This window comes from Pseudomonas sp. Y3 TE3536 (genome assembly GCF_053629175.1).
In genome coordinates, this window is sequence record NZ_JBRJHU010000001.1 from 4,772,849 (window position 1) to 4,786,847 (window position 13,999).

Genomic DNA, 13,999 nt, shown 5'->3' on the forward strand with positions numbered 1-13,999 from the left:
CAAGGTGCGTGCCAGCTGTTTTCAGCGGCGATCAGAACGCAACCTCACCCTCGATACCTTCGTCAAAGTCAACGCTTTGGGCGACGTCACTGAGCGTGCCTTTGCAATTTATTACATTTCAAACGGCCTCTACCCTGTCTCAGTGCTGTAAAGTTGACGTTCCTCCGAATTCGCATGCCGAATTATCGCTTTTTTGACGTAAGTCAAAAGGCGTCAGCGGCGCACGTGCGAAATTTCATGCTGTAAGCCATTTTAGTTTTGACGAAGAGCCAGTGTTTTGACGAATGCAATGCCGTTGTTGGCTATTTCCGGCCTAGGGGCCGAAAGCAGCCAGCTTCATGTACAAGGACTGTACTGGTTGGCCTGTGACACCGCAGAAGACGCCACCGTGCTGTGCCGCCAGGTGGTGGAGGGTTTGCCCGGGCGCACGCGGGCAGCGCTGATCGCCGATGCGCAAGCCATGGGTGACGTGCTAGGCGCACTCGATGCGGTGCAGGGGCCGGACGCGTTGGCGTTGTATGAAGCCAACCCGCAAGCGATGCTGCGGCTGGTCGATGACCTGCCCCGTATCGATGTGCCTGGGCGTGTGCTGATCGTGCTGGCGCCTGCCGACGTGTGGGATGGCGGCAAGGTCGAGGGATGGTGCAATGCCCTGCGCACGGTATTGATGGCGGAGGCTGCGCTGATGCTGGTCATCAGCGGCGGGCAGTGCGCCGGCCTGGTCGAGCGCTTGCGCGCCTTCAACCAGGGCGTCGACGGGTTGGCCCAGGTGTATCGAGGCAAAGGCGGGGTACGTTACCTGCAGCACTTCTGGAGTAACGCGCTGGGCAAGGTTGGCACCCGGGACATCAAGCTGGTGCGCCTTGATGCAGGTTTTGCCGTTGCCGCGTCGCCGCAGGCGCCAACCGACACAGGTGGCGATGAGCTGATGTGCCTTGCCCAGCGGCCGGTACTGGAAGGCGCTCCAGCTTTCTCCGAGCACTGGCAGGTCTGCGAAAGCCTCGACGAACTGACTGACAAAGCCGGCCGGGCGGTATCCGCCACGGTCATTTTTGCCATGGAGGGTGGGCAGCGTCTGGATACCCTGGCGCGTCAGCTGCACCACCTGCGCCAGTTGCGCGGCAATGCCCTGAAGCTGGTAGTGCGCGAGATGGCGCCCACTCTGCGCTATCAGGATGAACAACTGCTGCTGGCCTGCGGGGCCACCCAGATCGTGCCCTTTGGCGCGAGCCTGTCGCGCTTCCTGACCCTGGTGGAGAGCATCCAGGGTTACGTCTGGCGCCGGCACCTGCCAAGCGACTTCGATGCTTTGCTTGCGCGCTTGCGGCCGCTGGCGATCTGCGGGCTGGTGGCGCCTGGCGCGTTTGCTGAAGCGGTGCAGACAATGTGGCACGGTGTGCGTAACGGCGAAATTGTCCACCAGTTGCTGGTGCTGCGCCCGGCCCCTGGCCTGACCCCGCTGCAGGCATGCTCGCGCACCGTGTTCCGCCGCGACGGTGACATCGCCTGTGTCGTAGGTGATGTGCTGTTCCTGTTTCTGTTCGCCTGCCGGTCCGAAGGCGTCGAACAGGCGCTTGATCACATCTTCCAGCTGTCGTGGAAAGAGCTGTTCATCAGCCAGGAAGTGCTTGCCGGCGTCGACAGCCTGGCCGCCCCGGCCTTCCTTGATGACAACGTGCCACAGCCGCCACGGATTGACGCGGCGGTGCAGCTGCCCGCACGCGAGCGGCCGGCCCTGGCGCCGCGCCGGGTCGCACTGGCCAAGTGGGGCGCTGTATGAACTTCGTGCAACTGCTGCAAGTGGTTGGCATCACTGCGCTGGTCACTGTAGGGCTGGCCTTGCTGGTGGTGCGCCTGCGCGCCGCGTTGCGCGGCTGGTTGCGCCGCCGCCTTTCCCCCCGTTACTTGAAACCGCTGGGCGTACGCCGCCGCGCTGTACGCCAGGAAACCCGTAATGACTAATGCAAGCACCACTCTCCCGGTACCGGCTCAATGGCCTGGACTGGGAGGGTGGAACCTTTATTTTTTGGCCAAGTTCCTGCTGGTCGCCCTGGGTATGCTCGATTTCCAGGCCCTGCCAAACCTGCTGTTCGCTGTGTTTCTGCTGATCCCGCTGCCGGGTAAGTGGCTGCGCGTTGCGCGCCAGTTGGTGGCGCTGCCGATTGGCATCGCGCTGTTCTACCAGGACACCTGGTTGCCGCCGTTCAGCCGCCTGCTGGCGCAGCCAGGGGTGCTCGATTTCTCGTGGGATTACCTGCTTGAACTGCTGGCCCGCTTTATCAACTGGAACCTGCTGGGCGCGCTGATGCTGCTGCTGGTGGGCTATCTGTACCTGCGCCATTGGCTGCGCCTGAGCACCCTGAGCCTGTTGGGGCTGGCCTGGCTGGCAGTCGGTGGCCTGCCGTCGCTGGGGTTCAGCGCGGGCCAGGTGCCCAGCACTGCCGCTACCCACCCCGCTGAGCCGGTGCAGGCTACTGCGATAGCCGACAACGCTACACTCGACAGCTGGCTTGAGCGCTTTTTCACCCATGAGCGTGAACGGGTGACGGCATTCCCTGCGATGAACGCCGATGAGCAGCCGTTCGACCTGCTGGTGATCAACATCTGTTCGCTGGCCTGGGACGACCTGTCGGCGGTGGGGCTGCGTGACAACCCCTTGTTCTCGCGCTTGGACGTGGTCTTCGATCAGTTCAACTCGGCCACCTCCTACAGCGGGCCAGCTGCTATCCGAGTGTTGCGTGCCAGCTGTGGGCAGTCGTCCCACGCGGGCCTGTACCAGCCAGCCCCGGCGCAGTGCCTGTTGTTCCAGAACCTGGCCAGGCTTGGCTTCCAGAGCAATACCTTGCTCAACCACAGCGGGCGGTTCGACAACTTCATCGGCGACATCACCCAGCAGCACATGCCGCAACCTGGTATGCGCAACACCGATTTCCCGCGGGCATTGGTCGGCTTCGACGGCTCGCCGATTGCCAGTGACCTGGAGGTGCTGCGGCGTTGGTGGGGGCAGCGCAAAGACACAGCGGATGATCATGTTTCGTTGTTCTACAACAGCATCAGCCTGCACGACGGCAACCGCATCGTTACCGCCGATGGGGGGACCCGCGTGGCCGATTACGCCACCCGCGCCAACCGCCTGTTCGGCGAGCTGGGCACCTTCCTCGATGAGCTGGAGCGCAGCGGCCGCCGGGTGGTCGTGGCTATCGTCCCGGAACATGGCGCCGCGCTGCATGGCGACCGCATGCAATTGTCGGGCATGCGCGAAATCCCCACGCCGTCGATTACCCATGTGCCGGTTGGCCTCAAGTTCATCGGCATGGGGCAGCCTGCACGCAGCGAGCCGCTGCGGGTCTCGGCCCCCACCAGCTACCTGGCGCTGTCCGAGCTGATCTCGCGCGTGTACGCCGGCCTGGGCCAGCAGCAGGCGCTGGATGTGCCCAGCCTGCTGACCGACTTGCCGACCACCGAGCAGGTCGCGGAAACCTCCGGTGCGCAGGTCTTGAACTACCAAGGGCGCGCCTACATGCGCCTGCAAGGCCAGCCGGACTGGCAGCCCATTCCCGAGGAGCGCCGATGAAACCTGGCAACGCTGACCCCGCTGACCGTAGCGACGACATTGCCCAACTGCGCCAGCACCTGGATATGCCGGGCCTGCACTACCAGGACATCTCCATGCTGGTAGGTGTTCAGCAGGCCTTGCAGCGCTGGCCGTTGCTGGGTGAAAGCTGCCGCTCCAGTGCCCAGGGCGAGCTGACCCTGACGGCACCGCGGCGTGAGAGGGTGACACCATGACCAGCTTGGCGTTGCACGGGGTGCGCGGTGGCTTGGGGCGCAGTGCCTTGCTGGCCGCGCTGGGCTATGCGTTGCAGGAGGTGGGTGAGCGGGTGCTGCTGATCGACCTGTGCCCAGACAACCTGCTGGGGTTGCATTTCAACCTGCCCCTCGACACGCGCGAGGGGTGGGCGCTTGCCGAGCGGGAAGGGCGGCCGTGCACCGATGCTGTATACGAGGTGCTCGATGGGCTGTGGCTGATGCCTTTCGGCGCGCTACCTGCCGACGCGCCGCAGCGGGCGGCCGATGCTGCCGCGTGGGACGCTCGCCAGGTCGAATTGGCCAAACACTTTGACTGGCTGCTGTTCGACGTGCCGCAGTGGCCGGCTGATGTCGCTGCCCGTGTCGAGACCGATGTACGCGTACTGGTGGCCGAGGCCGAGATGGCCAGCCATCTGTTGCTGGGGCGGCGGCAGGTCGAGCATTACGATTTGCTGCTGGTCAATCGCTACGACCCGGCAAGTCGCTTGCAGAGCGACCTTCTGATGGTGTGGCGGGATCTGTACCGTGAACAGTTGCCCATCCAGGTGGTGCACCGCGACGAGGCCTTTCTCGAAGCCTTGGCGTGCAAAGCTCCGCTTGGCCATTACGCGCCGCAGAGCTTGGCCTGCCGGGATGTGCAGAGCCTGGCGGTGCGTTGCCTGACGAGGCGCCCGTCGTGAGCTTGACCCCTCTGTCTGCCTACACCTGGTTCACTGCCCGCGGCGCACAGCGGCCAGTCGCCTGGCTGTTTACCCTGGGTGTTTGGCTGGCCTTCCTGTTCTTGCGTCTGGAGTCGCCCGCTTGGCAGGCCTTGCTGGCCGAGCGTCAGCGCCTGTATCCGCAACTGGCGGGCAAGCGCCCGACCCTGGGCGACCCCTTGCGTGTGTTGATCCAGAGCCTGTGGCTGTTACTGCGACGCCCACCGGTGCCACGCGAACCTGGGCTGGCCAGCCAAGCTTGGCGCACAGTACAAGCGCAGTGGCGCATCGCGGGGCAGCATGTGCGCCAGTGCCGTGGCCTGCTGATCGACAGATTGCAACAATTGCCCGGGCGCTATCGGGCCAGTGCCTTCAAGCGAGAAGCCTCGGCACGCCTGCGCGGTTTGAGCGACTTCGCCCGGTGGGCGTTCTATAGCGTGCTGACACTCTGCGCCATTGGCCTGGCCTTGCTGTGCGTGACCGAGCCGTTCGGCTACCTGGCGCAGTTGGTGTTCATCTGCCTGCTTTTGGGCATCGCCATGCTGGTGCGGCACATGCCGGGCCGCTTCCCGACACTGATGCTGATCGTGCTGTCGACGATCATCTCCTGCCGTTACCTGTGGTGGCGCTACACCTCGACCCTGAACTGGAACGACACGACCGACCTGGTGTGTGGCGTGATCCTGCTGGCGGCCGAGACTCACTCGTGGTTCGTGCTGATCCTGGGCTACATCCAGACCAGCTGGCCGTTGCAGCGCAAACCGGCGAGCCTGCCGGCAAACCCGGGGCACTGGCCGACGGTCGACCTGATGATCCCGACCTACAACGAAGACTTGGCAGTGGTACGTACTACGGTACTGGCAGCCCTGGGCCTGGACTGGCCCAGAGAGAAGTTGCGCATCTACCTCCTCGATGATGGCCGGCGCGAAGCGTTTCGGGCGTTTGCTGACGAAGTCGGGGTGGGCTACATCGTGCGCGCGGACAACAAGCACGCCAAGGCCGGTAACCTCAACCATGCGTTGAGCGTGACAGACAGCGAGCTGATCGCCATTTTCGACTGCGATCACGTACCGGTGCGCTCTTTCCTGCAATTGACAGTGGGCTGGTTCTTCAAAGACTCAACGCTTGCGCTGGTGCAGACGCCGCACCATTTCTTCTCGCCTGATCCGTTCGAGCGCAACCTGGGTTCGTTCCGTCGTCGCCCCAATGAAGGGGAGCTGTTCTACGGCCTGATCCAGGACGGTAACGATATGTGGAATGCGGCATTCTTCTGCGGCTCGTGTGCTGTGCTGCGGCGTACGGCGCTGGAAAGCATCGGTGGCTTTGCCGTAGAGACCGTCACCGAGGATGCCCATACCGCTTTGCGCATGCACCGCCAGGGCTGGTCTTCGGCCTACCTGAGCATCCCGCAGGCAGCGGGCCTGGCTACCGAGAGCCTGTCGGCGCACATCGGCCAGCGTATTCGTTGGGCGCGCGGCATGGTGCAGATCTTCCGCACTGACAACCCCCTGTTCGGCCGCGGGCTGAGCCTGTTCCAGCGGGTGTGTTATGCCAACGCCATGCTGCACTTTCTGGCCGGCTTGCCGCGGCTCGTATTCCTGACCGCGCCGCTGGCGTTCCTGTTGCTGCATGCCTACATCATCTATGCGCCGGCCTTGATGATCCTGCTCTACGTACTGCCGCACATGATCCACGCCAGCCTGACCAACTCGCGCATGCAGGGCAAGTACCGGCAAACGTTCTGGGGCGAGGTCTACGAGACCGTGCTGGCCTGGTACATCGCCCGCCCCACCACGGTCGCCCTGTTTGCGCCGAAGAAGGGCACGTTCAACGTCACCGCCAAGGGCGGCCTGATGGAGCAGGAGCAGTTCGACTGGCGTATCGCCCAGCCTTACCTGTGGCTCGCGGCTTTTAACGTGGCCGGCCTGGGCTTTGCCGTGTGGCGTCTGTTTACAGGCCCCACAGCAGAAATTGGCACGGTGATCGTCAGCTCGCTGTGGGTTGTCTACAACCTGCTGATCATCGGCGCCGCCGTTGCCGTGGCCGCCGAAGTGCGGCAGGTGCGCCGCGCCCACCGGGTACAAATGCGCTTGCCAGCGGGGCTGGTGCTTGCCAGCGGCCACGCCTACCCCTGCACCCTGGTGGATTACTCCGATGGCGGTGTTGGCTTGCAGTTGCCCCCGGGCCTTGAGCTGCAGCCGGGGGCTCGGGTACGCCTGCTGCTCAACCGTGGCCAGCGCGAATTCGCCTTCCAGGCCTGTGTCACCCGTACTGTCGGGTACCACGTGGGCCTGGTGTTCCATGACTTGAGCCAGCAACAGCGTATCGACCTGGTTCACTGCACCTTCGCCCGTGCCGATGCCTGGCTTGGCTGGCACGAGCAGCATGAAGCCGATCGTCCGCTGCGCAGCCTGGTCGATGTGCTGAAGCTGGGTGGCGTTGGTTACTTGCGCCTGGTCGAGCAACTGCCGCCGTGGCTGCGTGCGTGGTTGCGCCCACTGCGTACGCTGGCGCGCTGGCTGGCCAGCTACAGGCCCCGCACACCGCGGCCTTTCCCTTCCCTGAACCTTGTTGATCGAGACGCATGATGACTGGTTATCCCGCGCGTACCTGGGGCTTGGCGATGGCGCTGTTTGCCGCCTTGTCGCAGAGCGCCGCAGCCGACGCTGTAACCCCGCTTGCCGAGCCAGCCGTACCCACGGTGCCGAACTGGCCGGTTACGAAAACCTTCGAGCAGCTCGGGCATGCATCCGACAGCCTGCTGTTAGGGGTGCGCAACAGCGAACACATCGAGTTCGGCCTGCGTCGCGACCGCCTTGCTACCGATGCCACCTTGCAGCTGGACTACACGCCTTCGCCCGCGCTGTTGCCGAACCTGTCGCACCTGCGCGTGTACCTCAATGACGAGCTGATGGGGGTAGTGCCGGTCGAGAAGCAGCAGTTGGGCCAGCGCGTACGCCGACAACTGCCCCTGGACCCAAAGCTGCTCAGCGACTTCAACCGGGTACGCTTGGAATTCGTCGGGCATTACACCGACATCTGCGAAGACCCGGCGCACAGCGGCCTATGGCTGAACCTGAACCGCAAGAGCCAGGTGCAGTTGCACGAGCAGGCACTGGCGCTGGACAACGACCTGGCGTATTTCCCGCTGCCGTTCTTCGACGCCCGCGATACCGGCAAGGTCGAGCTGCCGGTGGTGTTCAGTGGTGTGCCGAGCCTGGGTGAGCAGCGTGCGGCGGCTATCCTGGCGTCTTACTTCGGCAGCCAGGCCGGCTGGCGCAAGGCGTCCTTCCCGGTGCTGTACAACAGCCTGCCGGCCATTGCCGACAAACCCATGCCGAGCATCGTGTTTGCCAGCAATGAGCGACGTCCTGCATTCCTGGGTGACCTGAAGAGGTTTCCGCTGGTGGACGGCCCGGTGTTGCAGATGATCGATCACCCCGGCGACCGTTGGAGCAAAATGCTGCTGGTACTGGGGCGCAACGATGAAGACCTGGTCAAGGCAGCCTCGGCCCTGGCAGTTGGCAACAACCTGTTCCGTGGTGCCAGTGTCAAGGTCGAGCAGGTGACCGCGCTGCAACCGCGCCTGCCCTACGATGCGCCGAACTGGACGCGTACTGATCGGCCGGTGCGTTTCGCCGAACTGCTCGATTACCCTGAGCAGTTGCAAGTCAGCGGCCTGCAGCCGCGGCCGGTGACGTTGGAACTGAACCTGCCGCCAGACCTGTTTGTCTGGCGCAACCAAGGCATTCCGCTACGAACGCTGTACCGCTACACGGCGCCGGCAGTCACCGACGAATCGCGCCTGAGTATCAGCGTCAATGACCAGTACATCACCAGCATGCCGCTGGTGGGCAACGACCGGCGTGCTGGCAAGCTTGAGCAGATGCGCCTGGCGGTGTTGTCGGGTGACAGCACTGCCTTGACCGAGAAATCGCTGGTGCCGGCGTTGAAGATCGGCGACCGCAACCGGCTGCGCTTCGATTTCAGCTTTGCCAGTACCCTGGGCAGTGCTCAGCGGGATCATTGCCAAACCTCGCTGCCGGTGGATGTGCGGGCGGCGATCGACGAAAACTCGACCATCGACCTGTCGGGCTACCACCATTACATCGCCATGCCTGACCTGCGCGCATTCGCCCGCAGTGGCTTCCCGTTCAGCCGCATGGCGGACCTTTCCGAGACCTTGGTCATCATGCCGGCAACGCCCTCGGCGATGCAGATTGGCACCTTGCTCGACACTGTGGGAGGGTTGGCCGGGCAGATCGGTTATCCAGCGCTTGGCCTGCGCCTGGTCGACGACTGGAAGCAGGCAGCATTGGCAGATGCCGACCTGCTGCTGATCGGCAGCCTGCCCGAAGCATTGAGCGATGCGCCCAACCTAGGCCTGCTGCTCAGCGCCCAGCGTGACTGGTTACTGCAAGGCCGTAGCGCGGGGCTGCCAGGCAGCCAGCGTTTCGATACCACGCCGGTGGCAGCGAGCAGCCGCGTGGCGGTCAGCGCGCAGGCGCCGATCGCGGCCATTACCGGGCTGAAATCGCCGTTTCATGAGCAGCGCAGCGTCGTGGCCCTGTTGGCCAACAGCGACAGCGACTACGGGTTGCTGCGCGAGGTGCTCGGCGATGTGGGCAAGCTCGATGCCGTGGCGGGCTCGGTCACATTGGTGCGCAGCAGCGGTGTGACCAGCCAGTTCGTTGGCGAGCATTATTTTGTTGGCGCGTTGCCGTGGTGGCTGCTGCTGTGGTTCCACTTGTCCGAGCACCCGGTGTTGTTGGCGGCGATCGCGGCCGTTTGCGTGGTGCTGTTCGCCTTCTTGCTGTGGCGGGCATTGCGCTGGGCTGGCCGGCGTCGACTGGGTGAGGCGGGGTGATGATGCGTCAGTGGCTGGTAGGGCTGTTCGCCTTGGGCGTGCCCGTTTTCGTGAGTGCCGCGCCGGCTTGCCCGTGGCCAGCCTGGGACCGCTTCAAGGCTGAGCGGGTGAGCGTGGATGGCCGGGTCATCGACCCGAGCGACGAGCGCCTGATCACCACCTCGGAAGGGCAGAGCTATGCACTGTTCTTCGCCCTGGTGGGCAATGACCGGCCAGCCTTCGCACAGGTGCTGCGCTGGACCCACAATAACCTGGCTGAGGGCGACCTGGCCCGGCACCTGCCAGCCTGGCTGTGGGGCCGTGATGGCCAGAGCCAGTGGCAGGTGCTGGACGCCAACAACGCCAGCGACGCCGACCTGTGGATTGCCTACAGCCTGCTGGAGGCCGGGCGGCTGTGGGACGAGCCCGCGTACACGCAACTGGGCCAGCGCGTGCTATGGCGCATCGCTGCCCAGACCGTGCGCAAGCTGCCGGGCCTGGGCGTAATGCTGCTGCCGGGTGACTACGGCTTCGAGGATGCCCGCGGTACTCGCTTGAACCCCAGCTACCTGCCGCTGCAATTGTTAGAGCGCTTCAGCCTGGTGGACCCCCTGTGGGGTGAGCTGGCAGCCAACACACGACGTTTGTGGCTGGCGTCCTCGCCCAAGGGGTTTGCCCCGGACTGGCTGCTGTGGACACCGGCCGGAGAACTGGCTGCGGACCCGCAACATGGCAATGCCGGTGACTACGACGCCATTCGGGTGTACCTGTGGGTCGGTATGTTGGCCAAGGATGCGCCCCAGCGTAGCGAACTTGTTGCCCACTATGCCCCAATGGCAACCGTGACCACAGGCCAAGGCCTGCCGCCAGAGCGCGTGGAGGCACACAGCGGCAACACCAGTGGCCATGGCCCGACGGGGTTCTCTGCTGCGTTGTTGCCCTTGCTGGCAGCGTTACCTGAACACGCTGCTGGCCTGGCTGCCCAGCGTCAGCGTCTGCGCGAGCAGCCGGTCGAAGCCAACGCCTATTACAGCCAGGTGCTGGCGCTGTTTGGCCAGGGCTGGGATGAAGCCCGTTACCGTTTTGACCCGCACGGTCGCCTGTTGCCAGCCTGGAGCGCGCCATGCAGCGAATGATTGGCGTGTTGATGCTGGCGACAGTGGCGTGCCAGGCCGCAGCGCAACCCAAGGATGCAACTGAACAACGCCAATGGCTGCTGGACCAGGTGCGCCGGGGCGAGGCGCTGCACCGTGACGACTTGGTGCGCGATGCGCTGGGCCGCCTGCAATTGCTGGAACCGCGTAACCCGCAAGTGCTGCTGGCAGCCTTGAGCCTGGCGTTGCGCGACAAGAACATCACCGAGGCCCAGCAGTTGCAGGCTCGGATCAATGCCCTGGCGCCCGGCAGCCCGCAGGCACGCCAAGCCCTGCGCTTGCTCGAACTGCAGCAGCCAGAGGCCGCGCGGCGCCTGCAGCAGGCGCGGCTGCTGGCCGTTACCGGGCGCAATGAAGAAGCGCTGGCGGCGTATGAGCAATTGTTTGCGGGTGAGCCACCCAGCCTTGAACTGGCACTGGACTACTGGCGCGTGCGCGGCAACCTGCCAGGCCAACGTTCTGCGGCGATCCTCCAGTTGCAGCAGTTGGACCAGCAGTACCCAGGCAGTGCGGGACTGCGCCAGACCCTGGCCGGTTGGCTGTTCGCTGAAAACCGCGACCGCGAAGCGCTGGCACTGCTCGACCAGCTGGCGCGCGACCCTGGCGCACGCGATGCCGCTGCCCAGCGCGAGTTCGACTACCTGTCTGGGCAGGCGGTGAGCGCCGCCAGTGCGGCGGCGTGGCAAGCTTTTCTGCAGCGCTACCCGGCCTCGCCGTTGTTGGCCCAGGCCAGTGAGAACCTGCAACAGCAACGCAAACTGCTTGCCGACCCGTCCTGGCAGGCCGGCCAACGGGGCAAGGCGTTGCTCGACAAGGGCCGTAACGCCGAGGCCGAAGCCCAGTTGCGTCGGGCGCTGCGGCAGTACCCGGACGATGCCGGCCTGCACGGTGCCTTGGGCTATGCCCTGATGCGTCAGGGACGCTATGAAGACGCCAATGCGGCGTTTCGGGCCGCGAGTGCCAAGGAGCAGGACACCTACTGGATCAGCCAGTGGAAGGACCTGGAGTCGTCCAGCCAGTACTGGGCGTTGCTCAACAAAGGTGAGCGGGCTTTGCAGGCACACGATGTGCGAGGTGCGCGTGCCATTTACCTGCGGGCACGTCAGCAGCGCCCGCAGGATGAATACGCTCTGCTGGGCCTGGCGGATGTCTCCCTGGCAGAGGGTGATGCAGCCGCTGCCGAGCGCCAATTCCTGCAGGTGCGGCGTAGGGCGCCAGATAACGAAAGTGCCGTGCGTGGCCTGATGCGGGTGTACCAGGCGCAATCCCCCGACAAGGCGCAGGTGTACCTCGACAGCCTGCCACCCCGGCAACAAGCGCAGTTCGCCAGCCTGCGCCGCAGCCTGCAACTGGCGCGTCTGCGTCAGCAAGGCGATGAAGCCCTGCAGCGCGAGGACTGGTCGGCGGCCAGCCAGGCGCTGGGCCAGGCCTATGCGTTGGCCCCGGATGAGCCCTGGCTGGTCTATCAACTGGCCAACAGCCTGCGCCACCTGGGGCGCACCGGCGAGGCCGACGCGGCATTCGCCAAGCTGGTGCAGCGCCAGCCCAATGACCCGGCGACCCGCTATGCCCATGGCCTGTTCCTGGAGTCCAGCGACCGAGATGCCTTGGCCTTGGACAGCCTCGCGGCGGTGCCGCAGAGCACCTGGAACGCTGACATGCAGGGGCTGGAGCAGCGCATTCGGCGCCGCATGACCCCGGCCTCGGCGCAGCAGTTGCAGGCACAAGGCCATAGCGCGCAGGCGTCCGCGCTGCTTGAGGCCAACCTGGCGCGTGGCGAGGGCGGCGCGGACGACCTGATGCTGTTGGCCGACTGGGCAGCGGCACGCGGTGAGCCGGGCAAGGCGCGCGGCTATTACCAGCGTGTGCTGGCCCTACAGCCCGGGCAGCCCGCAGCGCGCCTGGGCGTGATCGAAAGCTGGGTCGCTGAAGGAAACCTCGCGCACGCTCGGCAGTTGCTGGTCGCTCAGCCGCCACAGTTGGCTGCCGATGACAGTAACACCCAGCAGCGCATGGCGGCGGTATGGGTCGCTTTGGGTGAGCGCGACCAGGCAGCCAGGCTGCTTGAGCGGATGGCTGCTCAGCAGCCGCAGCCTGATCCGTTGCTGCGTCGCGACGCCGCCCGCCTGGTGGCGCAGCACGACCCGCAGCGGGCGCTGAGCCTTTACGCTGCAGCGATGGCCGATGCGCAGTTGCTTGACCCGGCGGCGGTGTCGCCACGGGACGACCGCGCAATGACGCTCGCCAGCCGAGAGCAGGACGGCGATGACTGGTTGGCGCGCAGCCTGCGCAGCGATGTCGATGCGCTGTATCGACAGCGCAATACCCACGTGACCCTGATGCATGACTACGGTTGGCGCCAGGACGACGGTACGCCGGGCACATCCGAACTGAGCACTCAGTCCACCTTGTTGCATGTCGATACCCCGTTGCAGGACGGCACCGCCTTTGCGCGCGTGGAGCGCATCGGCATGGATGCGGGGTCATTCGAACTCAATGATCAGGGGCGCAATACCACGGATTTCGGCACCTGCCAGTTTGTTGGCCGCAACGCTGACGGGGTGTCCTTCCCAGGCTGCAGCGGTGGCTCGCAAACCGCAGACGGTAGCGTGCTGGCGCTGGGCTGGCAGGGCAGCCGCTGGGCCCTCGACCTGGGTACCACCCAAGGCTACGAGGTCAACAACTGGCTGGGTGGCGCCACGGTCAACGGCGATGTCGGCCAGGTCGGCTGGTCGCTGACTGCGTCGCGGCGGCCGATGAGCAACTCGCTGCTGTCGTTCGCGGGCGCGCGTGACCCGGCGACGGGTGTGCGCTGGGGTGGGGTCACGGCCAACGGGGCCACGCTTGGCCTGAGCTGGGACCAAGGCGGCGATGACGGGGTTTGGGCCAGCCTGGGGCACCATTGGCTGTATGGCGAAAACGTGGCTGACAACCAGCGTAGCCGTGCCATGGCCGGCTACTACCACCGCCTGGTGGAAAAAGCTGACGAGCGTGTGCGCGTTGGCGTGACGCTGATGCACTGGCGCCACGACAAGGACCTGGGCGGCTACAGCCTGGGGCAGGGCGGCTATTACAGCCCGCAGCGCTACACGTCGGTCGGCGTGCCGGTCAGTTATGCCTGGCGCAACTACGACTGGTCGTTGCTGCTGGAGGGCTCCGTCGGTTGGTCCCAGGCCCACAGCGGCAGCAGCCGTCTGTACCCGGATGCACATGTCAATCACAAGGTGCTGGCGCAGTATGGCGTCGACTCCAACCTCGACGCCATCAGCGACGCCAGTAACAGCAGCGGACTGGGTTACCGCCTGCGCGGTCTGTTCGAGCGCCGTCTGAGCGATCACTGGGTGATGGGCGGCGGGTTCGACTGGCAGCACAGCGATGACTATGCACCGAGCCATGGCATGCTTTACCTGCGCTACCTGTTCGAACCGTGGCGGGGCAATCTGGCGCTGCCGGTGACGCCGCTGGAGCCTTACAGCGAGTGGCGTTGACAG

At 65.1% G+C, this 13,999-nt stretch carries 9 protein-coding genes; all 9 read left to right on the top strand.

Annotated features, from left to right (window positions below):
* Positions 1-289 precede the first annotated feature (289 nt).
* Genes bcsE through bcsC form a run of 9 tightly spaced genes read left to right on the top strand, consistent with a single transcriptional unit; the run spans position 290 to position 13,996 of the window.
* Positions 290-1,780 (top strand): cellulose biosynthesis protein BcsE, encoded by a 1,491-nt coding sequence (bcsE, locus tag AB7M33_RS21585; protein WP_454243581.1) that lies wholly within the window; start codon positions 290-292, stop codon positions 1,778-1,780.
* Positions 1,777-1,962: a cellulose biosynthesis protein BcsF gene (gene bcsF / locus AB7M33_RS21590; RefSeq protein WP_265968063.1), complete on the top strand. Its 186-nt coding sequence runs from the start codon at positions 1,777-1,779 to the stop codon at positions 1,960-1,962. Before bcsE ends, bcsF begins: the two co-directional genes overlap by 4 nt.
* A complete protein-coding gene (bcsG, locus tag AB7M33_RS21595; RefSeq protein ID WP_454243582.1) occupies positions 1,955-3,574 on the top strand; it encodes a cellulose biosynthesis protein BcsG in 1,620 nt (539 codons plus the stop codon). The genes bcsF and bcsG overlap by 8 nt, the downstream gene beginning before the upstream one ends.
* Positions 3,571-3,789, top strand: a complete 219-nt coding sequence (gene bcsR / locus AB7M33_RS21600; protein WP_265968066.1) for a cellulose biosynthesis protein BcsR — start codon at positions 3,571-3,573, stop codon at positions 3,787-3,789. The genes bcsG and bcsR overlap by 4 nt, the downstream gene beginning before the upstream one ends.
* Complete coding sequence (gene bcsQ, locus AB7M33_RS21605) at positions 3,786-4,490, top strand: cellulose biosynthesis protein BcsQ (protein WP_454243583.1); 705 nt, start codon at positions 3,786-3,788, stop codon at positions 4,488-4,490. The genes bcsR and bcsQ overlap by 4 nt, the downstream gene beginning before the upstream one ends.
* The gene (gene bcsA / locus AB7M33_RS21610; protein ID WP_454243584.1) at positions 4,487-7,096 is read left to right on the top strand and encodes a UDP-forming cellulose synthase catalytic subunit; all 2,610 of its coding nucleotides are present in this window, start codon (positions 4,487-4,489) and stop codon (positions 7,094-7,096) included. The genes bcsQ and bcsA overlap by 4 nt, the downstream gene beginning before the upstream one ends.
* Positions 7,093-9,375, top strand: a complete 2,283-nt coding sequence (gene bcsB, locus AB7M33_RS21615) for a cellulose biosynthesis cyclic di-GMP-binding regulatory protein BcsB (RefSeq protein WP_454243585.1) — start codon at positions 7,093-7,095, stop codon at positions 9,373-9,375. The genes bcsA and bcsB overlap by 4 nt, the downstream gene beginning before the upstream one ends.
* The gene (bcsZ, locus tag AB7M33_RS21620; RefSeq protein ID WP_454243586.1) at positions 9,375-10,490 is read left to right on the top strand and encodes a cellulose synthase complex periplasmic endoglucanase BcsZ; all 1,116 of its coding nucleotides are present in this window, start codon (positions 9,375-9,377) and stop codon (positions 10,488-10,490) included. Before bcsB ends, bcsZ begins: the two co-directional genes overlap by 1 nt.
* Positions 10,478-13,996, top strand: coding sequence for a cellulose synthase complex outer membrane protein BcsC (gene bcsC, locus AB7M33_RS21625; RefSeq protein ID WP_454243587.1), 3,519 nt, complete (start codon positions 10,478-10,480; stop codon positions 13,994-13,996). The genes bcsZ and bcsC overlap by 13 nt, the downstream gene beginning before the upstream one ends.
* Positions 13,997-13,999 lie beyond the last annotated feature (3 nt).

Excerpts from the sequence above, each read along its gene's own strand:
- bcsR (WP_265968066.1), top strand. The coding sequence starts at position 3,571 with ATGAAACCTGGCAACGCTGACCCCGCTGACCGTAGCGACGACATTGCC.
- bcsC (WP_454243587.1), top strand. The coding sequence starts at position 10,478 with ATGCAGCGAATGATTGGCGTGTTGATGCTGGCGACAGTGGCGTGCCAG.
- bcsZ (WP_454243586.1), top strand. The coding sequence starts at position 9,375 with ATGATGCGTCAGTGGCTGGTAGGGCTGTTCGCCTTGGGCGTGCCCGTT.
- bcsB (WP_454243585.1), top strand. The coding sequence starts at position 7,093 with ATGATGACTGGTTATCCCGCGCGTACCTGGGGCTTGGCGATGGCGCTG.
- bcsF (WP_265968063.1), top strand. The coding sequence starts at position 1,777 with ATGAACTTCGTGCAACTGCTGCAAGTGGTTGGCATCACTGCGCTGGTC.
- bcsE (WP_454243581.1), top strand. The coding sequence starts at position 290 with ATGCCGTTGTTGGCTATTTCCGGCCTAGGGGCCGAAAGCAGCCAGCTT.
- bcsQ (WP_454243583.1), top strand. The coding sequence starts at position 3,786 with ATGACCAGCTTGGCGTTGCACGGGGTGCGCGGTGGCTTGGGGCGCAGT.
- bcsG (WP_454243582.1), top strand. The coding sequence starts at position 1,955 with ATGACTAATGCAAGCACCACTCTCCCGGTACCGGCTCAATGGCCTGGA.